Origin of the sequence: Catellatospora bangladeshensis (genome assembly GCF_016862575.1) — a bacterium.
GTDB lineage: Bacteria > Actinomycetota > Actinomycetes > Mycobacteriales > Micromonosporaceae > Catellatospora > Catellatospora bangladeshensis.
This window is the reverse complement of record NZ_BONF01000008.1, coordinates 440,398-463,129: the sequence shown is the minus strand read 5'-3', so window position 1 is coordinate 463,129 and position 22,732 is coordinate 440,398. Positions and strand designations below refer to the sequence as shown.

The window sequence follows — 22,732 nt, the reverse complement described above, 5'->3', positions numbered from 1 at the left end:
TCTTCGCGGATCAGGCGGTGAGCCAGACCGCCGTGTCCGCGGGGATGCGGCCGTCGGTGTGCAGCGGGCCGCTGGCGAGCAGTACGTCGCCGGTCAGGCCCAGCTCGGCGAGGTCGAGCACGCGGTCGGCGATGTTGACGACGACCACGACGCCGGGCTCGCGGCGGAAGGCCAGCACGCCCTCGGGCGCGTCCAGCCAGTCCACCCGGCCGCCGCCGAGGGCGGGCAGCTCCCGGCGCAGCCGCAGCGCGGCGCGGTAGAAGTTCAGCGTCGAGTCCGGATCGGTCTCCTGTGCCTGCGCGGTCAGCGCCTCCCACTTGGCCGGCTGCGGCAGCCACGGCGTGCCCTGGCCGTCCGGGTTGAACCGGAAGCCCTCGGACTGCGTGCCGCCCCAGGGCAGCGGGACCCGGCAGCCGTCCCGGCTCTCGCCGGTGCGCTTGAACGACGGGTCCTCGCGCAGCTCGTCCGGCAGGTCGAGGACCTCGTTGAGGCCCAGCTCCTCGCCGTTGTAGAGGTACGCCGAGCCGGGCAGCGCCAGCATCAGCAGGGTGGCCGCGCGGGCCCGGCGCAGGCCCAGCTCGCCGTCGCCGTAGCGGGTGACGTGCCGGAACTTGTCGTGGTTGGACAGCACCCAGGTGGTAGGGGCGCCGACGAGGTCCGCCTCGGCCAGCGACTTGTCGATGATGGCGCGGAACGACGCCGGGTCGAAGTCGGCCATCATGAAGTCGAAGTTGAACGCCTGGTGCAGCTCGTCCCGGCCGATGTAGCGGGCCAGCCGCTCCGCCGACTCCACCCACGCCTCGGCCACGGCCATCCGGCCGCCCGGGTACGCGTCCAGGATGGGCCGCCACTCGCGGTAGATGTCGTGCACGCCGTCCTGGTCGAAGTACGGCAGGCGCTCGCTGCCCAGCATCTCGACCTGGCGTCCGCCGTCGTCGGTGGTCCGCCCGACCGAGGGCAGCCCCTCCGCCTTGACCATGCCGTGCGCCACGTCGATGCGGAAGCCGTCCACGCCCCGGTCCAGCCAGAACCGCAGCACGTCGCGGAACTCCGCGCGCACCTCCGGGTTGTCCCAGTTCAGGTCGGGCTGCTCGGGTGCGAACAGGTGCAGGTACCACTGCCCGTCCGGGACGCGGGTCCAGGCGCGGCCGCCGAAGATGGACTCCCAGTCGTTCGGGGGCAGCTCGCCGTGCTCGCCGCGGCCCTCGCGGAACATGTACCGCTCGCGCTCGGGGGAGCCGGGCGCGGCGGCCAGCGCCTGCTGGAACCACTGGTGCTGGTCCGAGGAGTGGTTCGGGACCAGGTCCACGATGATCCGGATGCCGAGGGCGTGGGCGTCCTTCAGCATGGCGTCGAAGTCGGCCAGGGTGCCGAAGCGCGGGTCCACGTCGCGGTAGTCGGCGACGTCGTAGCCGCCGTCGGCCAGCGGCGAGGTGTAGAACGGGCTCAGCCAGATCGCGTCGATGCCGAGATCCCGCAGGTACGGCAGCTTGCCCCGCACGCCCTGCAGATCACCGGTGCCATCGCCGTCGGCGTCGGCGAAGCTGCGCGGGTAGATCTGGTAGACGACGGCGTCGCGCCACCAGTCGTCGTTTGCCTGCGTGGTCACTGGCTGTCCTTTCCGAGGGCGCGCAGGAGCGGCTGCGCAGGGTTGGCGGTCATGAGGGGAGCAGGGCCACGGCCGCGCCGGCCGGGACGGTCAGGGTGAGGGCGCCGCCCTCGGCCACGTCCATGGTCTGCCCGGAGACCAGGTCGCGGTAACGGCCGGGGGCCAGGGCGCCGGTGAGCTCACGGGTCACCGGCGAGGTCGCGCGGTTCAGCGCGAAGTATCCGGCACCGCGCGCGAAGCCGATCGCGTCGGGCGTCGCCCACCAGCCGGTCACCGGGGCCGTGCCGACGGCTGCGCGCCACCGCACCAGCGCCCGGACCGCCGGCAGCCGGTGCTCGCAGACGAACGCCTTGCCGTCGCACTCCACGGGCAGGGTGCGGCCGGACGCGTCGGCCGGCGGGCCGTCGTCGAAATCGTCGAAGGCGAAGCTGCTCATCAGCAGCGGGGTGCCGTAGGGCCAGGCCAGCATGAACTGGACGGCGAGGGTGTGCACGGGGCCGTCGGCGTGGCTGAGGGTGCTGCCGCCGCGCTGGCTGTCGTGGCTGTCGACGTACACCACCGAGCCCTCGGGCGGGAGCAGGTCGGTGAAGGGCGAGCCGGTCTGCGCGCCCAGCTCGGCCAGCGACTCCAGCGAGCCGGTGCGGAACGCGCGGCCCAGCGTGTCGGCGTAGCGGGGCTCCAGGGTCGCGCCGAGGTCGCGGTACTCGGTGGGCTGGATCGGCTCGGTGGGGCTGTAGAGGACCTCGGACCAGACGGTCGCGGGACGGTCCAGCCGGTCCAGGATCGCGCGCAGGTCGGCGGCGGGCAGGTGCTTGGCGGCGTCGATCCGGAACCCGTCCACGCCGACCGAGAGCAGGTCGTTCAGGTACGCCGCGAGCCGCGCGCGCACCGGCTCGGTCTCCGTGGCCAGGTCGGCCAGGCCGAGCAGCTCGCAGTTCTGCACCTGGGCGCGGTCGCCGTAGTCCTGCGCGGCGCAGGGCGGGTGGAAGGCGCCCGCGGGCTGGTCGGGGTAGGCGTAGTGGGTGAACGCGGTGCCCGCCGAGCCGGTGCCGGACTGCTGCGCGGTCATGTGGTTGACCACGGCGTCGGCGTAGACCTTCACCCCGGCCGCGTGACAGGCCCGGACCATCGCGGCCAGCGCGGCCCGGTCGCCGCGGCGGCTGCTCAGGGTGTACGACACCGGCTGGTAGTCCTGCCACCAGGGGTGGCCGGGCAGCACCACGTGCTCCTGCGGCGGGGAGAGCTGCACGCCGGTGACGCCGTCGGCGGCCAGCGCCGGGCACTCCTTCGCCACGTCCGCCCACGGCCACTGGAACAGGTGCACCAGCACGCCGGACGGGTCGTGGGCCCGCGTGGCGGGCGCGGGGGAGACCGGTGAGAGCGGTTTCTCACCGGGCGCGGTGCAGGCGCCCGCGAGCAGCGTGGCGGCCGCGCCGAGAACGGCGGCGGCGCGGCTGCTGCGGCGCATGACTTCCTCCAGAAACGGGTCGTCACGGCGCGAGGGGCGCGCCGTGGACCTATGAAGGATGTCGCGCAAGTTGCGCAAGAGTCAAGCAGAGGATTTCAGAAAGTTTCATGCGTCATACCGACGCGCCGTCACTCCGCGTGGGCGGCGGTGGAGCCGCGGACCACCAACTCGGGCCGGAAAATGTACTCCGAGTGGGGTGCGGGGTGTCCCTTGATCTCGTCCACCAGTGCCCGAACAGCTGCCACGGCCATCGCCCGGACGGGCTGGCGCAGCGTCGTCATGGGCGGATCGGTGAACGCGATCAGCGGCGAGTCGTCGTAGCCGACCACCGACACGTCCGAGGGCACCTGCAGGCCGCGCTGGCGCACCGCGCGGATCGCGCCCAGCGCCATCAGGTCCGAGCCGCACACGAAACCGGTCACCCCGCGGTCCAGCAGCCGCGAGGCGGCCGCGTCGCCGCCCTCGACGCCGAACAGCGACAGCGAGATCATCTCGTCGATCTGGGCGTCGGTGAGGTTGAGCAGGCGCCGCATGGCGGCCCGGTAGCCCTCGATCTTGCGCTGCACGGGCAGGTAGCGGTCCGGCCCGGAGATCAGGCCGATGCGCCGGTGGCCGAGCGCGACCAGGTGCGACACGGCCAGCTCGCCGGCGGCCCGGTCGTCGCAGGAGATGAACGGCGCCTCGATGCCCTCGGCGTAGCCGTTGACCAGCACGATCGGCAGCGGCCGGGCGATCAGCTTGCGGTAGCGCTCGGGGTCGCTGGTCGAGTCGGCGTGCAGGCCCGAGACGAAGACGATGCCGGAGACCTGCCGGTCGAGCAGCATCTCGACGTACTCGTCCTCGGTCACCCCGCCGGGGGTCTGCGTACACAGCACCGGGGTGAAGCCCTGCTGGGCCAGCGTCGTCTCGATGATCTGGGCGAACGCCGGGAAGATCGGGTTGTCCAGCTCCGGGACCACCAGGCCGACCAGGCCGGCGCTGCGCTTGCGCAGGCGGGCGGGGCGTTCGTAGCCGAGCACGTCGAGGGCGGTCAGCGCGGCCTGCCGGGTCTCGGCGGAGACGCCGGGCCGGTCGTTCAGCACCCGGGAGACGGTGGCTTCGCTCACCTCCGCCTGCTGGGCGATGTCAGAGAGTCGCGCGCGCATGGCGGCACTCTAGCCCAAGAAAGCTCGATGTTGATACGCCGCCACTGCAAGGTCTTCCATTGCTTGCAAAGCCTTGCTAACCTCCCGGCAACAAACTCCGTAACACGGATCACAACCCCGGCAACGGGGTGCTGTGGTGCGTCACCGATTCTGGAAGACCTTCCAAGGCGGTGCGCGCCGACCCCTCTTCCGGGTCGCCCCCGGGCGGCCTTCTTCGAAGGAGTTCTCATGCGCATCCGTACCGCGGGTGTGATCGTCGCCGCCGCCGGCCTCATGCTCGGCGTCGCGGCCTGCGGCGGCACCAACGAGCCGGCCGCCACCCCCAGCAAGGACAAGGGCAACGGCAAGCTGGTCCTGTGGACCGACCCGACCCGCGCCCCCGTGCTCAAGCCGTTCGCCGAGGCGTTCGGCAAGGAGAACGGGGTGACCGTCGAGGTCAAGGAGATCAGCGAGAACCAGCAGCAGACCTTCATCACCGCCTCGCAGCAGGGCAGCGGCCCGGACATCATGGTCGGCGCGCACGACTGGATCGGCAACATGGTGCAGAACGGCGCCATCGACCCGGTGCAGCTCACCGCGGACCAGAAGGCCGCGTTCCACCCGAACGCGCTCAAGGCCGTGACGTTCAACGGCCAGGTCTACGGCGCGCCGTACGCCATGGAGAACGTCGCCCTGATCCGCAACACCGACCTGGTGCCCACCGCCCCCGCGACCATCGAGGAGCTGGTCAAGGTCGGCAAGGAGCTCAAGGCCGCGAAGAAGGTGCAGGAGATCCTGTGCGTGCCGTTCGGCGCGGGCGGCGACGTCTACCACACCTACCCGCTGTTCTCGGCCGCCGGCGGCTCGCTGTTCGGCACCACGGCCACCGGTGACCCGGACCCGTCGAAGGTCACGGTCAACACCCCCGAGTCCATCGCCGCGCTGGAGAAGATGAAGGCGCTCGGCGAGAAGGGCGAGGGCGCGATCAAGACCTCGATCGGCAACGAGAACGGCATCCCCACCTTCGTCCAGAAGAAGTGCGCGTTCCTGATCTCCGGCCCGTGGTCGATGAACGACGTCAAGAAGGGCGGCTTCAACTTCGACGTCACCGCCGTCCCCGGCTTCGAGGGCGGCAAGCCCGCCACCCCGTTCCTGGGCGTGCAGGCGTTCTACGTCGCGGCCAAGGGCAAGAGCAAGGTGCTGGCGCAGGAGTTCGTGGCCAACTACGTCACCAACAAGGACGTGGCGCTCGCGCTCTACAAGGCCGACCCGCGCCCCGCGGCGCTGACCGCGGCCGCCGACCAGATCAAGGGCGAGGACCCGAACGCGGAGAAGTTCATCCAGGCGGGCGCGAACGGCATCCCGATGCCGGCCATCCCGGCCATGGGCGCGATCTGGGGCCCGATGGCCAACGCCGAGGTGGCGGTCGTCAAGGGCGGTGACCCGAAGACCGCGGCCGAGGCGGCGGCCAAGGCCATCCTCGCCGAGATCAACAAGTAGTCCAGCCTGATGACCACTCAGGTGGCGGGTGCGGGGAGCGAGCGCTCCCCGCACCCGGGGCCGTCCGGGCAGGCCCCCGAACAGCGAAACCCCCGGCGTGGGCAGGGCGGCGAGGCGGAGAAGATCCGCCGCCGCGAGGTGTCCACCGGCTTCATCGTGTCGCGCATCGCCGTGCTGAGCATCGTCGCCGCACTGCTGATCTACGCGATCCCCCCGCTGCTCCAGACGGAGTCCTGGACGGCCCTGGGCGTGCTGGGCGCGGTCACCGCGGCCGTCGCCTACCTCTACCTCACCCCGCGCCACGTGCCCGCGAAGTACCTGGTGCCGGGCACGATCTTCCTGGTCGCCTTCGCGATCGTGCCGATCGTGCTCACCTTCGTCACCGCGTTCACCAACTTCGGCGACGGGCACCGGGGCACCAAGGAGGAGGCGATCCGGGCCATCGAGACCAGCTCGGTGACCCAGGTGCCGGGCTCCCCGGAGTACTACCTGACCATCGCCGAGCGCGACGGTTCGCTGGTCTTCCTGCTGGTCGACCCCGCCACCAAGGCGGTCCAGGCGGGCACGGCCGACGGCCTGTCCCCGGTCGACGGGGCCGAGGTCAGCCTCACCGGCAAGGTGCTGTCCGCGAGCGGCTTCACCATCGTGCCCACCGCGCAGGCGGCCGAGCGCGACGCGGAGATCGGCGCGTTCTCGGTGCCCACCGCGGGCGGGGCGATCAAGGCCACCGGCCTGAGCCGCGCGTTCGAGGGTAAGGCCGACAAGAAGTACGACGCGGCCTGCGACTGCATCGTGAACCCGGCCGGGGACAGGTGGTACGCGAACGAGACCGAGGGCTACTTCATCGACTCGGCCGGCGCCCACCTCGACCAGGGCTGGCAGGTCTCCGTCGGGTTCGCCAACTTCAAGAAGGCGCTCACCGACCCGACCGTGTCCGGCCACTTCCTGAACGTGCTGATCTGGAACTTCGTGTTCGCGATCAGCTCGGTGGCGACCACGTTCGCGCTCGGCATGATCGTGGCGCTGGCGCTGCACCACCCGCGGGTACGCGGCACGAAGGTCTACCGGGTGCTGCTGATCCTGCCGTACGCCATGCCGTCGTTCGCCATGCTGCTGATCTGGCGGGACATGTTCAACACGGACTTCGGCCTGATCAGCAAGCTGTTCGGGGTGCACGACTGGCTCGGCACGCCGACCACGGCCCGGCTCGGGCTGATCGTGATCAACCTGTGGATGGGCTTCCCGTACATGTTCCTGGTGATCACGGGGGCGCTGCAGGCGGTGCCGAAGGAGCTGACCGACGCGGCCCGCATCGACGGCGCCACGCCGTGGGCCGGGTTCCGGCGGGTCACCCTGCCGCTGGTGCTGGTCGCGCTCACACCGCTGCTGATCTCGTCGTTCGGCTTCAACTTCAACAACTTCAACAACATCCGGCTGGTCACCAACGGCGGCCCGTACGCGATCGACAACGCGACCGTGGGCTCCACGGACCTGCTGATCAGCTACACGTACCGGGTCGCGGGCTTCGACAGCGGGGTGGCCGACTTCGGCTTCGCCGCGGCGATCTCGGTGTTCATCTTCGCGATCGTGGCGACGGTGTCCACCGTGGCGTTCTGGCGCAGCCGCCGGCAGGAGGAGGTGTACTCGTGAGGTACCTCAAGGAGGTCGCCTGGCGGCACGCGGTCGCCGTGCTGGTCACCGCCTTCGCCCTGTTCCCGATCATGTACGTGGTGTCCGCTGCGCTCAACCCGCTGGGCACGCTCGGCTCCACCGAGCTGCTGCCCACCGGCGCGAGCCTGGACAACTTCGCGGTGCTGTTCAACGGGCAGCAGCCGTTCGTCCACTGGTTCCTGAACTCGGTGATCATCGCGCTGTTCTCGGCCTTCGCGGGCCTGCTGATCAGCGTGGCGGCGGCGTACGCGTTCAGCCGCATGCGCTTCGCCGGGCGCCGGGTGGGCCTGCTGAGCATCCTGCTCATCCAGATGTTCCCGCAGTTCCTGGCGATCGTGGCCATCTTCATCGTGTTCACCGAGATCACCGAGCTGTACCCCACCTTCGGCTTCAACCAGCCGTGGGGCCTGCTGGTGCTCTACCTCGGCGGCGCGCTGGGCGTGAACACGTACCTGATGAAGGGCTTCCTGGACACGGTCCCGAAGGAGATCGACGAGTCCGCCACCATGGACGGCGCCTCGCACGTGCAGACCTTCTTCCGCATCATCCTCCCGCTGGTCGGCCCGGTCCTCGCCGTGACGGCCATGCTGTCCTTCATCGGCACCATCAACGAGTTCCTCATCGCCAACGTCTTCCTCCGCGACACCGAGGCCAAAACCCTGGCGGTAGGCATGTACGGCATGCTCACCGACAAACGCGACGCCAACTTCGGCCCCTTCGCCGCGGCAACCCTCCTGACGGCCATCCCCACCGTCAGCCTGTTCCTCTGGCTCCAGAAATACATCGTCTCCGGCCTAACCGCCGGCGCGGTCAAGGGCTGACCCCGCCCACTGCGTTGATCATGAACTTATGGCACGGCTCGACGGCGTGTCGTGTCCACAACTTCATGATCAACGCAGTGGCGGTGGCGGCCGAACAGCAGTGTCGCGACCCCGGGCCGACAGGGCTGCGGGATGAAACGTCGACATCCTCGGAAAACGGAAGGATGGCGCGACAGTGCGTCTTCACGAGCAGCCGCATCATGACGGCTCGGGATTGTATGTATCGGACGGTGCGCCTTCGCTGGGCGATCTCGTCACCGTGTGGGTGCGCGTGCCCGCGGCGGCCGGGGTCACGGCGGTGCACCTGCGCAGCACGCCGGATGGGGAGCCGCGGTTCACGGCTACGGCCGTCGATCCGGATCGGACCGGAGCGGCCGTCGCCGGTTACGGGGCCGGGGACGTGTGGTGGCGTGGCGAGCTGCTCGTGCGCAATCCGGTCACCAACTACCGGTTCCTGGTCGAGGCCGATGGCGTCGAGCCCTACTGGCTGACGGCCGGCGGGATCGTCGAGCACGAGATCCCGGATGACATGGACTTCCGGGTGGTGGCTTACGACGCGCCGCCGGCCTGGTCCGCCGACGCCGTGATCTACCAGATCTTCCCGGACCGGTTCGCGCGGGCGGCGGGCGCGAAGCCGCTGGCCGAGCTGCCGAGCTGGGCGCTGCCGCGCGAGTGGGACCGGGACGAGGTGATCGGGCAGGGGCCGGGCACGTCGGAGCAGTTCTTCGGCGGTGACCTGGACGGGATCACCGAGCGCCTGGACCACCTCCAAGCGCTGGGCGTGAACACGGTGTACCTGACGCCGGTCTTCCCGGCCAGGTCGAACCACCGCTACGACGCGTCGACCTTCGACGAGGTCGATCCGCTGCTGGGCGGGGACGCGGCGCTGGCCAGGCTGGCCGAGGCCGTGCACGCGCGCGGGATGCGGCTGATCGGGGACATCACCTCGAACCACTGCGGCGACGCGCACGAGTGGTTCACCCGGGCCGTGTCCGATGTGCACGCGCCCGAGCGGGAGATGTTCTACTTCGACGACACGACCGGCGAGTACGAGTCGTGGTGCGGGGTGAAGAGCCTGCCGAAGCTGAACTGGGCCAGCCCGCTGCTGCGCGAGCGGATGGGCGCGGTGCTGCGGCGGTGGCTGGTGCACTTCGACGGCTGGCGGGTGGACGTGGCCAACATGACCGGCCGCCGCGGCGCGCAGGACGACACCCACGAGGTCGCCGCGCTGATCCGGCGCGGGCTGCCGGGCGAGGTGATGCTGGTCGGCGAGCACATGCACGACCCGACCGGCGACCTGGACCGGGACGGCTGGCACGGGACCATGAACTACCTGGGCTTCACCCGGCCGGTCTGGGCGTGGCTGCGCGGCGACGGCCACCTCGACCAGTTCTTCGGTACGCCGCCGGGTGTGCCCCGCCGGGACGGGCGGGCCGCGTACGCCACCATGCGGGCGTTCGCCTCGCGGGTCTCCTGGCGCACGCTCACGCACTCGTGGAACATCCTGGACTCGCACGACTCGGCCCGCGTCCGCACCGTCACCGGCGACGCGGGGCGGCACCTGGTCGCGCTCGGCCTGCAGGTGACCCTGCCGGGCACCCCGATGGTGTACGCGGGCAGCGAGTTCGGCCTGACCGGCTGGAACGGCGAGAACGCGCGCACCCCGATGCCGTGGGACCGCCCGGCCGACCGCGACGAGGACATGCTCGCGGCGTACCAGCGGCTGCTGCGGTTGCGGGCGGCGGAGCCCGCGCTGCGCCACGGGGGGCTGCGCTGGCTGCATGTGACCAGCGATACCATGGTCTACCTGCGCGAAGTCGAGCAGAATGCCATCTTGGTGGCAGCCCGGCGCGCGGGCGGTGAAGCAGTGCGGCTTCCGCTCGATGCGCGGCTGACCGGCGTCTGCAACGCCACGGACCTCGAACCGGACGACTCGGGCACGGTTACCCTGCCCGGCGACGGCCCGAGCCTGCGCGTCTGGCGGCTCGGCCCACCCCGCTGACAGGCGGTGGCGGCACGCGGTTCGACCCCGTGTGCCGCCACTTGCCGTACAACCGCTCCATAAAAGAGTCGGGCGTGTCGCTCACCCGGCTCACGCAAGATCGCGTGAAGCGGGGTCATACGCTACGGCCGTGCCCAAGCCGCCGCATCGTCCCGACGCGCTCGCCCGGAGGATCTTCCGAGGCGCCGACGTGCTGGAGTCGGGCCTGCTCACTCGTGCTCAGCTGCGCAGTTCCGCGTGGCGGCCGCTGTTCCGCGGGGTGTACGCCGACCGCGACCTGACCATCACCCACCGGCTGCGCTGCCTGGCCGTGAGCGACTTCCTGCTCCCCGAGGACGGCGTCATCGCGGGCCGCTCCGCCGCCTGCCTCTACGGCGCGCCCTACGGCGCGGACGAGCCGGTCGAGGTGCTCACCCCGGGCCGGTTCGGGCCCATGTCGGGGGTCCTGGTGCACCGGGGACCGGTGCCGGAGAAGGACGTGAACCGCCGCGTCGACGGCATCCGGGTCACCACGCCGCAGCGCACCGGCTGGGACCTGGCCCGCTGGCTGGACGTGGTGGAGGCGGTGGCGCTGCTGGACGCGATGGTGGCGCGCGGCGCGGTGAGCGTGGGGGCGCTGACCGAGTACGCCCAGGCCCGGATCGGGCAGCCCGGCTGGGCGCGGCTGCTGAAGGCCGTGAAGCTGGTCGACCCGGCGACGCGCACCCCGCACGAGAGCCGGGTGCGGGTGCGGCTGACCCTGGCCGGAGTGCCCGCGCCGGTGGTCAAGTACGTGCTGGCCCGGGACGGGGAGCCCGCGACGCGGCTCGACCTCGCCTGGCCGGATCGTTGCGTGGCGGTGTCCTGCGCGGCCGAGCCCGGCCCGGCTCCGGAGGGCTGGCGGATGCTGCACGCCGGTCCCGATCAGGTCGCCGCGGGCTTCGACCTCCTCGTCCGCGACCTCAAGGCGGCCCTGCGCCCGCGCCGGTCCAGGGGCTGAACTTCCGGCGGTGCGCGGCACGGGCTGCACTTTCAGGGAAACCGCAGTGCTGCTGCCCGGCCTCGGTGCAGTTTCCGCGAAACTGCAGTGCTGCGGCCTCGGTGCAGTTTCCCCGAAACTGCACCGAGGCTGGCGGGTCAGGTCAGCGCCAGAAGACGGCGACCGCCGCGTTGACCAGGGTCAGGCCGATGATGGCGAGGAAGTGGCCCTTGTTGACCGTCTCGCGCTTCTTCAGGTACGGGATCAGCACCATGATGAAGATCAGGATGGCGAGCACGCCCTTGACCGCCAGCTTGGCGGGATCTGGCTGGACCTCGCGGCCGAGCGGGGCGGCCAGCGCGACGCCGGTGACCACCTGGATGGTCGCGCCCCACAGCATGACGGCGTTGACGTAGATCCGGCCCGAGTAGTACTGCACCAGCGCGCCGCCCAGGAGCAGGGCGAAGCCGACGAGGTGCGCGTACCGCAGGATGAGTCGAACTGCTTCCATGGCGCGAAGGGTACGCGAAACCGCATGCTACCCGCGCAGCAAGGCATGGGCCTGCGCAAATGCCCACTTCGTGCCCCATTGACGGGTTACGGTGGCCCTGGTCGAGGCTCCTTCGTGACCCATTACACGCCGTGGTCACGCGGGGGTAACGACCGTTCAACAACCCTGCACGATTGTCGTTCGAACGGCGACGTGAAGGATATGTTGCTGGGCGAGGTTCACCGTGCCGCCATCTGATCGGGTGGTAGTCCTTGCGCGGTGTCTTTATGGGAGAGGAGACCGTCTTGCGCCCTGTGCGTGGGATGAAGATTGTCGCGCTGGCTGCCGCCGCGGGCCTCGCGTTCGCCGCGGCCGCGTGTGCCAAGCCGACTGAGGAGACGCCGGGCACCGGCTCCAGCGCCGCTGCCGCGTTCAGCGCGTGCATGGTGACCGACACCGGCGGCATCGACGACCACTCGTTCAACGCGTCGTCCTGGGCGGGCCTCAAGGCCGCCGAGGCGGGTAACCCGGCCATCAAGCCGAGCTACACCGCGTCGACCGCGATGAGCGACTACGACCCGAACCTGGCCAACTCCGTCACCAAGGGTTGCCAGTACATCCAGGCCGTGGGCGGTCTGATGGGCGACGCCACCAAGAAGGCTGCCACCGCCAACCCCAAGGTGCAGTTCTCGATCGTGGACGCCGACAACCTCGGCCAGGCGAACGTGTACCCGATCCAGTTCCAGACCCAGCAGGCGGCTTACCTCGCCGGCTACCTGGCCGCGGGCTACTCGAAGACCGGCAAGGTCGGCACCTACGGCGGCATGAAGATCCCGCCGGTGACCATCTTCATGGACGGCTTCGCCGACGGTGTGGCCGCGTACAACAAGGCCAAGAGCAAGAACGTTCAGGTGCTGGGCTGGGACAAGGCCAAGCAGGACGGTCTGTTCACCGACGACTTCGGCTCGCAGGAGAAGGGCAAGCAGAAGTCGGACACCCTGGCCGCGCAGGGCGCTGACGTGATCTTCCCGGTCGCGGGTGGCGCGGGCCTCGGCACCGCCGCCAACGCCGGTGACAAGTACGTCGTGATCTGGGTCGACGCCGACGGCTTCGAGACCACCCAGTACGGCAAGGTCATGCTGACCACCGTCGTGAAGAACTCGACCGACGGTGTGAAGGAGGCCGTGACCAAGGCCGCCGGCACCCCGGGCACCCTGCTGACCGGCGGCTTCATGGGCACGCTGGCCAACAACGGCGTCTCGCTGGCCCCGTACCACGACTTCGACAGCAAGATCGACCCGGCCCTCAAGGCCGAGGTCGAGGCGCTGAAGCAGGACATCATCTCCGGCAAGATCACGGTCGAGTCCCCGGCCCAGCCGAAGTGACGAACGGCCGCCCCCTCCGGTGAGATCATCACCGGAGGGGGCGGCCTCGCTTTTCTCTGCCGGCCGTCGTCTCCGCCACGTGATTCCGTGGCCGAGGTGGCGGCCGGACCCGGTTCGATCGCCAGGGCGACCGGGACGTATGTTTCTCCCCCCGCCGCCCACATAATGAGCGCGACACTCGCCCCTCACGGGTGGACTGGACCAACGGAGGTCTGAGCTGAGACTCGAACTGCGCGGCATCACCAAGCGCTTCGGTGACCTCGTCGCGAACGATGACATCCACCTCACCGTGGAGCCGGGCGAGATCCACGCGCTGCTCGGCGAGAACGGTGCGGGCAAGTCCACTCTGATGAACGTGCTGTACGGCCTGCTGCAGCCGGACGAGGGCGAGATCCTCGTCGACGGCGCGCCCGTGCGCATCAAGGGCCCCGGCGACGCCATCAAGGTCGGCATCGGCATGGTGCACCAGCACTTCATGCTCGTGCCGGTCTTCTCCGTGGCCGAGAACGTCATGCTCGGGGCCGAGCCGGCCCGGGGCGGCTTCATCGACCACGCCGGTGCGGTCAAGCTGGTCCGCGAGGTGTCCGAGCGGTACGGCCTGCCGCTGGACCCGAACGCGATCATCGAGGACCTGCCCATCGGCATCCAGCAGCGGGTCGAGATCGTCAAGGCGCTCACCCGCGAGGTCGACCTGCTCATCCTCGACGAGCCGACCGCCGTGCTCACCCCGCAGGAGACCGACGAGCTGCTCCAGGTCATGCGCGGGCTGAAGGCGGCCGGCAAGTCCATCGTCTTCATCACGCACAAGCTGCGCGAGGTCAAGGCCGTCGCGGACCGGATCACCGTGATCCGCCGCGGCCGCACCGTGGGCACCGCCGACCCGACCGCCCCCGAGTCGGAGCTGGCCGAGCTGATGGTCGGCCGCAGCGTGGTGCTGGAGGTGCCGAAGGACGAGGCCGCGCCGGGCGCGCCCGTGCTGGAGGTGTCGGGCCTGGTCGTCGCGGACGACCGCGAGCACCGTGCGGTCGACGGCGTGGACCTGGTGGTACGCGGCGGCGAGGTGCTCGGCATCGCGGGTGTGCAGGGCAACGGGCAGACCGAGCTGGTCGAATCGATCATGGGGCTGCGCCCCTCGCGCGCGGGCAGCGTGCACCTGAACGGCGAGCCGATCACCACCTGGCACACCCGGGACGTGCTGCGCGCGGGCGTGGGCTACGTGCCCGAGGACCGCAGCGTGGACGGCCTGGTCAAGGAGTTCTCCATCGCCGAGAACCTGGTCCTGGACCTGTACCGGAGCGCGCCGTTCGGCGGCCGGTTCTCGCTCGACCTGGACGCCATCGACGCGCAGGCCGAACAGAAGATCGCCGAGTTCGACGTACGCACCCAGTCGGCGCACCAGCCGGTGGGCGCGCTGTCCGGCGGCAACCAGCAGAAGGTCATCGTGGCCCGGGAGATGTCCCGGCCGCTGCAGCTGCTGATCGCCGCGCAGCCCACCCGCGGCGTGGACGTCGGCTCCATCGAGTTCATCCACTCGCGCATCGTCGCCGAGCGCGACCGCGGCGCGGCCGTGCTCGTCGTCTCCAGCGAGCTGGACGAGGTCGTGGCGCTGGCCGACCGGGTCGCGGTGATGTACCGCGGCCGGGTGCTGGCGATCGTCGCGCCCGACACGCCGCGCGAGACGCTGGGCCTGCTGATGGCCGGCATCGACCCGAACAGCAGCTCGTCCACCCCCGCCGGGTCCGGCGCAGGCGAGCAGGAACCCCGAGGTGAGGGTATGTCCCACGGTGAGGCCGCGTCATGACGTCGCACGAGCCGATCGAGCAGGAGCCCGCGGCCACCGCCGCCTCCGCCGACAAGAGCCCGGCGCTGCCCGCCGCCGCCCCCGCGGTGCCGACCGTCGCGGCCGACCAGTACCCGGGCGCGGCCGTCAAGGTCGAGGAGAAGCCGGCCAGGCACCGCACCCCGGACGAGCCGAAGCGCTCGTTCGCGCGCACCTTCCGCGAGGAGCTGTGGGCCGACAACAGCTTCACGGTCACCCTGCTGGCGATCGTGCTGGCGCTGATCTGCGGCGCGATCCTGATGGTGGTCGGCAACGCCGACGTCCGCGACCAGTGGCAGTACCTGTTCTACCAGCCGGGCAAGACGCTCGGTGACACCTGGGAGTTCGTCAGCACCGCGTACGCCGACATGTTCAAGGGCTCGATCGTGAACCCGGACACGGTGAACCGCTGGTACTGGAACATGACGACCTGGCAGCAGGTCCTCTACCCGATCTCGGAGACGCTGACCAACGCCGCGCCGCTGATCTTCACCGGTCTGGCCGTGGCGGTGCCGTTCCGGGCCGGCCTGTTCAACATCGGCGGCCAGGGTCAGGCGATCATGGGCGCCATCGGCGGCGGCACGATCGGCCTCGCCCTGTCGCTGCCCGAGGTCATCCAGGTGCCGCTCGGCGTGCTGGCGGGCGCGCTGCTCGGCGGCCTCTGGGGCTACCTGGTCGGCGTCCTCAAGGCGCGCACCGGCGCGCACGAGGTCATCCTCACGATCATGCTGAACAACATCGCGTTCCTGTTCCTGGGCTGGTACATCCTGCAGTCCTTCATCAAGGACCCGAACCGCTCGGACGCGATCAGCCAGCCCATCGAGGAGAGCGGCGACCTGCCGCAACTTATCCCGGACCCGCTGCTGCGGGCGCACTACGGCATCGTGCTGGCGCTGCTGGCCGCGGCCGGGGTGGCCTGGCTGCTCAAGCGCGGCCGGTTCGGCTTCGAGCTGCGCGCGGTCGGGCACAACCCGCACGCCGCGGCGACCGCGGGCATCAAGGTCGGCACCACCATCGCGCTGACCATGGCGCTGGCGGGTGCGCTGGCCGGCCTCGGCGGCACCAGCGTCGCGCTGGGCACCGCCCCGGCGCTGACCGTCGACATGCTCGGTCAGGTCGGCTTCAACGGCATCCTGGTGGCGCTGCTCGGCCGGGTCCGGCCGTGGGGCGTGGTCGGCGCGGGGCTGCTGTTCGGCGCCCTGCAGGCGGGCGGCAACGCGATGCAGACCTTCTCCGGCGTCTCCGTCGAGCTGGTCGTCGTGATCCAGGCCCTGATCGTGCTCTTCGTCGCCGCCCCGGCGCTGGTGAAGTCGATCTACAGGCTGCGCAGGTCGCCGGCGGCCGCCGCGCAGGCCGGACTGGCGAAGGGATGAGCGCCGTGACCACCTCCACCATGGATGCCGAGCTGGCGGTGCCGGAGGCGTACTGGACCCGGGCCCGCAAGACCGGCGCGGTGATGACCGGCCTGGGCCTGCTCGCCACGATCCTGTTCGGGGCGCTGGCCTCGTCGGAGAACGCGCGGTTCGCGCTCGGCGAGACGGTGCAGGGCGCCGGGTTCGACATCCCGGGCAACGTCGGCGCGATCTTCTTCGGCCTGGTCGCGCTGGTCGCGGGCCTGGTGCTGCTGTTCACCGGGCGCCACTTCGGCATCCTGACCGGCGTCGCGCTGATGGGCTTCATCATCTCCGCGCTGTGCTGGCAGATGTCGGTGTCGCCGGTGTCGCACACCATGCCGCTCGGCTTCATCGCCGCGGCCACCTTCACCGCGGCGATCCCGCTCATCTTCGGCTCGCTCGGCGGCGTGCTGTGCGAGCGCAGCGGCGTGGTCAACGTCGCGATCGAGGGCCAGCTGCTCACCGGCGCGTTCTTCGGCGCGCTGTTCGGCACGGTCACCGGCAGCTTCTGGCTCGGCCTGCTGGCCGCGGCCGTGGGCGGCCTGCTGCTGTCGGCCATCCTGGCCGTCTTCGCCATCCGCTACCTGGTGGACCAGGTCGTGGTCGGCATCGTGCTGAACGTGTTCGCGGGCGGCCTGACGGCCTTCTTCTACGAGCAGGTGATGCGGCCGGACACGGACGCGTACAACTTCCCGGGCAAGGTGCCGAGCTGGCCGATCCCGGTCCTCTCGGAGATCCCGATCCTGGGCCCGGCGCTGTTCAACGGCAACATCTTCAGCTACGGCTCGCTGATCGCGGTCGCGGTGGTGACCATCGCGCTGTTCCGCACCCGCTGGGGCCTGCGGACCCGGGCGGTCGGCGAGCACCCGGCCGCGGCGGACACGGTCGGCATCCGGGTGCTCGGGCTGCGCTACCTGAACGTGCTGCTCGCGGGCCTGGTGGCCGGCTTCGGCGGCGCGTACTTCTCGATGCTGTCCACCACCGGGTTCAGCAAGTACATGGTCAGCGGCGCGGGCTTCATCGCGCTGGCGGCCATGATCTTCGGCCGGTGGCACCCGGTCGGGGCGTTCTTCGCGTCGCTGTTCTTCGGCTTCTTCGGCGCGCTGACCGGCTTCCTGAACAGCATCAGCAGCCCCATCCCGAGCCAGTTCCTGAGCATGCTGCCGTACGTCGCGACCATCTTCGCGGTGGCGGGCCTGGTGGGACGCGTGCGCGCCCCCGCGGCCGACGGCAAGCCGTACATCAAGGGCTGACCTGCGGGCGCGTAATGTGAATGGTCCGATCTTGCGGGGGCGCCGGTCACCGGTGCCCCCTGCGAGGCCGGGCGGAACAGAAGGAGAGGCCGTCATGGACGTCGACTGGGAGAAGCTGCGCGAAGAGGCGGTGCGGGTGATGCACCGGGCGTACGCGCCGTACTCGAAGTTCCCGGTCGGGGCCGCGGGCCTGGTCGACGACGGCCGCATCGTGGTCGGCTGCAACGTCGAGAACGCGGCGTACGGCGTCGTGCTGTGCGCCGAGTGCGGCATGGTGTCCCAGCTGCACGCCACCGGCGGCGGCCGGCTGGTCGCGATGGCCTGCGTGAACGCCGACGGCGACCCGCTGCTGCCGTGCGGCCGGTGCCGCCAGCTCCTGTGGGAGCAGGGCGGGCCGCGCATGCAGATCGACGCGCCCGGCGGCGTGCTGACGATGGCCGAGCTGCTGCCGCACGGTTTCGGCCTGGCCGAGCTGGAAGCGGTCAACGGAGCCGTAGCTTGAGATCGAAGTTGAGCGGACCCGGCGCTGCCGGGCGGAATAGGGCGAGGGCATGAGTTTCGCGGCTGTCGACGTGATCCGGGCCAAGCGCGACGGCGCGGTGCTGTCGGACGAGCAGATCGACTGGGTGGTCGACGCGTACACCCGCGGGCACGTCGCCGACGAGCAGATGTCGGCGCTGGCCATGGCGATCCTGATCCGCGGCATGACCGACGCCGAGATCGCCCGCTGGACCGCCGCGATGATCTCCTCCGGGGAGCGGCTGGACCTGTCGAAGGTCTCCCGGCCGACCGTGGACAAGCACTCCACCGGCGGCGTCGGCGACAAGATCACGCTGCCGCTGACCCCGCTGGTGGCCGCCTGCGGCGCGGCGGTGCCGCAGCTGTCCGGCCGGGGCCTCGGCCACACCGGCGGCACGCTGGACAAGCTGGAGTCGATCCCGGGCTGGCGCGCCGCGCTCAGCAACGAGGAGTTCATCGCGCAGCTGCGCGACGTCGGCGCGGTGATCTGCCAGGCCGGCGAGGGTCTCGCCCCGGCCGACCGCAAGCTGTACGCGCTGCGCGACGTCACCGGCACCGTCGAGGCCATCCCGCTGATCGCCAGCTCGATCATGAGCAAGAAGATCGCGGAGGGCACCGGTGCGCTGGTGCTCGACGTGAAGGTCGGCACGGGTGCCTTCATGAAGTCCGTCGACGACGCCCGTGAGCTGGCCCGCACCATGGTGGAGCTGGGCCGGGCGCACGGCGTCGACACGGTCGCGCTGCTCACCGACATGAACACCCCGCTCGGCCTGGCGATCGGCAACGCGGTCGAGGTCCAGGAGTCGCTGGACGTGCTGTCCGGCGGCGGCCCCGCCGACGTGGTCGAGCTGACCCTGGCGCTGGCCCGCGAGATGCTGTCGGCGGCGGGGCTCGACGACGTCGACCCCGCCGACGCGCTGCACGACGGCCGCGCCATGGACTCGTGGCGGGCGATGATCCGCGCCCAGGGCGGCGACCCCGACGCCCCGCTGCCCGTCGCCAACGAGATCGAGCAGGTGCGGGCCGAGCGCACCGGCACGGTCGCCGCGGTCGACGCGCTCGGCATCGGGCTGGCCGCCTGGCGGCTCGGCGCCGGCCGGGCCCGCAAGGAGGACCCGGTCAGCGCCGCCGCGGGCGTGGTGCTGCACAAGCGCCCCGGCGACCGGGTCAGCGCGGGCGACGTGCTCTACGAGCTGCGCGCCGACGACACGTCCCGGATGGCGGTGGCCAAGGTGGACGCCGCGTCCGCGGTGACCATCGCCGACGGCCCCGCGCCGGTGCGTCCGCTGATCATCGACCGGATCGGGTGACCGGCGTGGCCGTGCCCGCACCGGACCCCCTCGCCGTGCGCGCGGCCAGCTTCCAGGAGCTGACGCGGCTGGGCGTACCGCTGCCTCCCGACACGTACCCCCTGGTCTGGGAGCCCTCGGACGCGGTGGAGCTGCGCCCGACCGGGGAGCTGGAGGCCCGCGTGGCCATCCTGCACGTGCTGCTGGAACGCTGCTTCGGCATGCCGCCCGAGGCGGCCGAGAAGTGGCTCGACGGCAACCGGCTCATCCCCGACGTCACCGAGCCGGAGTGGGCCTTCATCTCCGAGGAGGTCGGCGACCGGCAGTCGTTCATCCTGCACCTGGACGCGCTGTCCGGGCTGGCCTGGGTGCTGGGCATCAGCAAGACCCTCGACCCGCTGGCGGCCCCGCCGCGGGTGCTGGAGCAGATGCCCGACCTGCTCGGCGGCGAGAGCTTCGAGGCCTGGCGGGCCCGCATCCTGGCGGCTCCGCGCGACCCCACGGTCGTCGCCGCGGCGCTCGACCTGCACTACTGCCTGGACTGGTCGTTCCAGGAGCTGGAGCGGCAGGGCCTGCCCTGCCCCGGCGAGCTGAACGCCAACGCGATCGGCCAGCGGCGCTGGGCGCTGGAGTGGGCCACCGTCTTCGTCGGCGAGTTCCACGAGCCGCCCGGCGGCTGGGAAGAGGTCGACCTCTCCGTGTGACGGCCGCGCCGGTTATGCCGGGCGCGGCCGGTACAGGCCGATCCGGACGGACGCCGTGCAGGTGACCGGCCCGGTGGCGTGGGCCCTCTCGTGGAACGCGTTGGGGCCCATGGCGATCAGGTCCTCGGCCTCCGCCTCGGACAGTGCCAGCGGCCATTCCAGTACGCGCTCGCCGGCCGGGTCGAAGTCACGCAGCTCCTGCGCGAGCCGGTCCGCCTTGGCCGGGTCGACGGACAGCAGGCCGAGGCGTTCGCGCAGCTCGCCCAAGTGCCGCCCGGTCGGGGTGACCACGACCAGCAGCCCGTCCGGCCGCAGCACCCGGTGCATCTGCGCGCCGTTGCGCGGCGCGAACACGTTCAGCAGCAGATCCACACACCCGTCCGCGAGCGGCAGGGTGCTCCAGGTGTCGGCCAGCACCGCACCCGCCCGCGGATGCGCCTTGGCGGCCCGCCGCAGCGCCGCCTTGCTCACATCGAACGCCAGCCCCTCCGCCGAGGGCACCGCCTCCAGCACCCCCGCCAGGTAATACCCCGTCCCCGCCCCCAGGTCCACCACCAGCGGGCCGCCTCCGGCCTGTTGATCACGGTCCCGGGGCGGCGACACGCCGTCGGCCACGTCCTTAAGTTCATGATCAACGCAGATGGTGGCCAGGGCGGTGGCTAGGGGGTGGTAGTGGGCGGTGGTGAGGAAGCGGGTGCGGGCTTCGACCATGGCGGGGGTGTCGCCTTCGGGGAGGCGGCGGCCGGTGCCTAGGTGCAGGTAGCCGTGTTTGTTCAGGTCGAAGGTGTGGTTCTGGGGGCAGCGGAGGGTGGCGTCGGCTCGGGTGAGGGGCGACGCGCAGAGGGGGCAGCGCAGTGCGTCAATCATGGCGGCGGTGAGCACACGGAATATCTTGGTGCATGTGACTCCGACCTATGACGAGATCGTGAAGGCGCCGAAGGCGCTGCTGCACGACCACCTTGACGGGGGCCTGCGCCCGGCGACGATCGTGGAGCTGGCGGCCGAGATCGGGCACCGGCTGCCCGCCACCGATCCGGGCGAGCTGGGGGAGTGGTTCGTCTCCGCGGCCGACAGCGGGTCGCTGGAGCGGTACCTGGAGACGTTCGCGCACACGGTGGCGGTCATGCAGACCGCGCCCGCGCTGCGCCGGGTGGCCCGCGAGTGCGCGCTGGACCTGGCCGCCGACGGCGTGGTGTACGCCGAGGTCCGCTACGCGCCCGAGCAGCACCTCACGGCCGGGCTGACGCTGCCCGAGGTGGTGGAGGCGGTGCTGGCCGGGTTCGCCGAGGGCAGCGCGCTGGCCGCCGAGGCGGGCACCCCGATCCGGGTCGGCACGCTGCTCACCGCGATGCGCCACGCCGCCCGCTCGATGGAGATCGCCGAGCTGTCCGTGGCGTACCGCGACGCGGGCGTGGTCGGCTTCGACATCGCGGGCGCCGAGGCGGGCTACCCGCCCACCCGGCACCTGGACGCGTTCGAGTACCTCCAGCGGGAGAACTTCCACTTCACCATCCACGCGGGCGAGGCGTTCGGGCTGCCCTCGATCTGGCAGGCGATCCAGTGGTGCGGGGCCGACCGGCTCGGCCACGGCGTGCGCATCGTGGACGACATCGAGCCGGGCACCGGCGCGCTGGGCCGCCTGGCCGGCTACGTCCGGGACAAGCGCATCCCCCTGGAGCTGTGCCCGTCGTCGAACGTGCAGACCGGCGCGGCCGCGTCGATCGCCGAGCACCCGATCGGGCTGCTGCGCGACCTGCGCTTCCGGGTGACGGTGAACACCGACAACCGGCTGATGAGCGGCACCTCGATGTCGCGGGAGATGGCGCTGCTGGTGGAGGCGTTCGGCTGGGGCTGGGCCGAGCTGCAGTGGTTCACGATCAACGCGATGAAGAGCGCGTTCATCCCGTTCGACGAGCGCCTCTCGATCATCAACGAGGTGATCAAACCGGCTTACGCGAAGCTGCTCTGAGCAGCGTGCGGGCCCGGCGCTGAAGCGCCGCGGCGGAGGTGGGCCGGCAGCCGAGGGCGCTCTGCCGGCCCAGCACCAGCGGGTCCTCCCGCCACAGGCGCAGGCCGCGGCGCACCAGCACCATCGGCGGCTTGCGGTGTTCGGCCAGGTCGCGCACCAGGCGCCGGGCGAAGGTGATCGTGCGCGGGCGGCGCAGGGCGAGCGCGTCGGCCAGCACGCCGGCCTTCTCGCAGGCCTCGACGAGCTCGGCGGCGAAGATGCCCTCGGCGAAGAAGAGCGGGGCCCCGGCCAGGTCGAACGTCCGCTCGCCGATCCGGGCGCTGAGGCTGATGTCGTACACGGGGACCGAAGTCCGGCCCGTCTCGGCCAGCTGTGTGACGGCTGTCATAGCGGCGTCGAAGTCCCACGAAAGAGGGGACTCCCAGTCGACCATCTCGTTCACTCGGGGGAGTGTCAGATCGGTCCCTTCCTTGTAAAAATCGTCGAGGCACAAGACCGGCAGTCCGGTCTGTCCGGCGACGTACGATTTGCCGGATCCGGAAGGGCCGGCAAGTAGAACAACTCGGGCAATCTGGACGCTCACCTTGCGTGACTCCAAGGAAACTGCGGGCTGAACTGTGTGGTTGGCCTGCATGAGCATCCCATCCGGTGTCGGATTCCAGGCAGCCTGGGCTTTCCTCTTTTCACCGGGCGTGATGGAATCTCGGGGGTCCGCCCCTAAGCTCGCCGGGACGGACTGTGTACGGTGCCCGGCGCG

18 protein-coding genes and 1 pseudogene are annotated in these 22,732 nt (G+C 71.0%); 13 read left to right on the top strand and 6 right to left on the bottom strand.

What is annotated here, in order from left to right; translation table 11 throughout:
- Positions 1-10 precede the first annotated feature (10 nt).
- The 3 genes from Cba03nite_RS07135 to Cba03nite_RS07125 all read right to left on the bottom strand — a co-directional run bounded on the left by Cba03nite_RS07135 (position 11) and on the right by Cba03nite_RS07125 (position 4,222).
- Positions 11-1,609 (bottom strand): glycoside hydrolase family 13 protein, encoded by a 1,599-nt coding sequence (locus tag Cba03nite_RS07135; protein WP_203743224.1) that lies wholly within the window; start codon positions 1,607-1,609, stop codon positions 11-13.
- A 49-nt stretch (positions 1,610-1,658) separates the two neighbouring features.
- Entirely contained in the window at positions 1,659-3,077 is a 1,419-nt protein-coding gene (locus Cba03nite_RS07130; RefSeq protein ID WP_203743221.1) for an alpha-amylase, read from the bottom strand.
- Positions 3,078-3,205: 128 nt separating this feature from the next.
- Entirely contained in the window at positions 3,206-4,222 is a 1,017-nt protein-coding gene (locus tag Cba03nite_RS07125; protein ID WP_203743219.1) for a LacI family DNA-binding transcriptional regulator, read from the bottom strand.
- A gap of 228 nt (positions 4,223-4,450) precedes the next feature.
- Between Cba03nite_RS07125 and Cba03nite_RS07120 the strand changes: the two genes are divergently transcribed.
- The 5 genes from Cba03nite_RS07120 (at position 4,451) to Cba03nite_RS07100 (ending at position 11,174) form a co-directional block, all read left to right on the top strand.
- Positions 4,451-5,701, top strand: coding sequence for a sugar ABC transporter substrate-binding protein (locus tag Cba03nite_RS07120; protein ID WP_203743217.1), 1,251 nt, complete (start codon positions 4,451-4,453; stop codon positions 5,699-5,701).
- Between the two features lie 9 nt (positions 5,702-5,710).
- Positions 5,711-7,351 carry an ABC transporter permease subunit gene (locus Cba03nite_RS07115; protein ID WP_203743215.1) on the top strand — a complete coding sequence of 547 codons (1,641 nt, stop codon included), beginning with the start codon at positions 5,711-5,713 and terminating at the stop codon, positions 7,349-7,351.
- Positions 7,348-8,193, top strand: a complete 846-nt coding sequence (locus Cba03nite_RS07110) for a sugar ABC transporter permease (protein ID WP_239125524.1) — start codon at positions 7,348-7,350, stop codon at positions 8,191-8,193. Before Cba03nite_RS07115 ends, Cba03nite_RS07110 begins: the two co-directional genes overlap by 4 nt.
- A 265-nt stretch (positions 8,194-8,458) precedes the next feature.
- Positions 8,459-10,195, top strand: a complete 1,737-nt coding sequence (locus tag Cba03nite_RS07105) for a glycoside hydrolase family 13 protein (RefSeq protein WP_308442748.1) — start codon at positions 8,459-8,461, stop codon at positions 10,193-10,195.
- A 130-nt stretch (positions 10,196-10,325) separates the two neighbouring features.
- Entirely contained in the window at positions 10,326-11,174 is an 849-nt protein-coding gene (locus Cba03nite_RS07100; RefSeq protein WP_203743210.1) for a hypothetical protein, read from the top strand.
- Between the two features lie 142 nt (positions 11,175-11,316).
- Here Cba03nite_RS07100 and Cba03nite_RS07095 read toward each other — a convergent pair whose 3' ends face one another.
- A complete protein-coding gene (locus Cba03nite_RS07095) occupies positions 11,317-11,664 on the bottom strand; it encodes a hypothetical protein (RefSeq protein ID WP_203743208.1) in 348 nt (115 codons plus the stop codon).
- A gap of 302 nt (positions 11,665-11,966) precedes the next feature.
- Here Cba03nite_RS07095 and Cba03nite_RS07090 point away from each other — a divergent pair, with 302 nt between their 5' ends.
- The 7 genes and pseudogenes from Cba03nite_RS07090 to Cba03nite_RS07060 all read left to right on the top strand — a co-directional run bounded on the left by Cba03nite_RS07090 (position 11,967) and on the right by Cba03nite_RS07060 (position 20,006).
- A complete protein-coding gene (locus tag Cba03nite_RS07090; RefSeq protein WP_203743355.1) occupies positions 11,967-13,028 on the top strand; it encodes a BMP family lipoprotein in 1,062 nt (353 codons plus the stop codon).
- Between the two features lie 196 nt (positions 13,029-13,224).
- The gene (locus Cba03nite_RS07085) at positions 13,225-14,829 is read left to right on the top strand and encodes an ABC transporter ATP-binding protein (RefSeq protein WP_203743353.1); all 1,605 of its coding nucleotides are present in this window, start codon (positions 13,225-13,227) and stop codon (positions 14,827-14,829) included.
- Positions 14,826-16,220: an ABC transporter permease gene (locus tag Cba03nite_RS07080; protein WP_203743206.1), complete on the top strand. Its 1,395-nt coding sequence runs from the start codon at positions 14,826-14,828 to the stop codon at positions 16,218-16,220. The genes Cba03nite_RS07085 and Cba03nite_RS07080 overlap by 4 nt, the downstream gene beginning before the upstream one ends.
- On the top strand, positions 16,217-17,494 hold the full coding sequence (locus tag Cba03nite_RS07075) for an ABC transporter permease (protein WP_203743204.1): 1,278 nt from the start codon (positions 16,217-16,219) through the stop codon (positions 17,492-17,494). Before Cba03nite_RS07080 ends, Cba03nite_RS07075 begins: the two co-directional genes overlap by 4 nt.
- A gap of 94 nt (positions 17,495-17,588) precedes the next feature.
- Positions 17,589-17,984, top strand: a pseudogene (locus tag Cba03nite_RS07070) (cytidine deaminase); the annotation flags it as partial.
- 61 nt (positions 17,985-18,045) lie between these two features.
- The gene (locus tag Cba03nite_RS07065; protein WP_203743200.1) at positions 18,046-19,323 is read left to right on the top strand and encodes a thymidine phosphorylase; all 1,278 of its coding nucleotides are present in this window, start codon (positions 18,046-18,048) and stop codon (positions 19,321-19,323) included.
- A 5-nt stretch (positions 19,324-19,328) separates the two neighbouring features.
- Positions 19,329-20,006, top strand: coding sequence for a DUF4272 domain-containing protein (locus Cba03nite_RS07060; protein ID WP_203743198.1), 678 nt, complete (start codon positions 19,329-19,331; stop codon positions 20,004-20,006).
- 12 nt (positions 20,007-20,018) lie between these two features.
- On the opposite strand, the gene Cba03nite_RS07055 is transcribed toward Cba03nite_RS07060, so the two are convergent.
- On the bottom strand, positions 20,019-20,873 hold the full coding sequence (locus Cba03nite_RS07055) for a putative RNA methyltransferase (protein ID WP_203743196.1): 855 nt from the start codon (positions 20,871-20,873) through the stop codon (positions 20,019-20,021).
- A gap of 34 nt (positions 20,874-20,907) precedes the next feature.
- On the opposite strand from Cba03nite_RS07055, the gene Cba03nite_RS07050 reads away from it, so the two are divergent.
- Entirely contained in the window at positions 20,908-21,975 is a 1,068-nt protein-coding gene (locus Cba03nite_RS07050) for an adenosine deaminase (RefSeq protein WP_239125523.1), read from the top strand.
- Here Cba03nite_RS07050 and Cba03nite_RS07045 read toward each other — a convergent pair.
- On the bottom strand, positions 21,947-22,609 hold the full coding sequence (locus Cba03nite_RS07045) for a uridine kinase family protein (protein ID WP_203743351.1): 663 nt from the start codon (positions 22,607-22,609) through the stop codon (positions 21,947-21,949). The genes Cba03nite_RS07050 and Cba03nite_RS07045 overlap by 29 nt on opposite strands.
- Positions 22,610-22,732 lie beyond the last annotated feature (123 nt).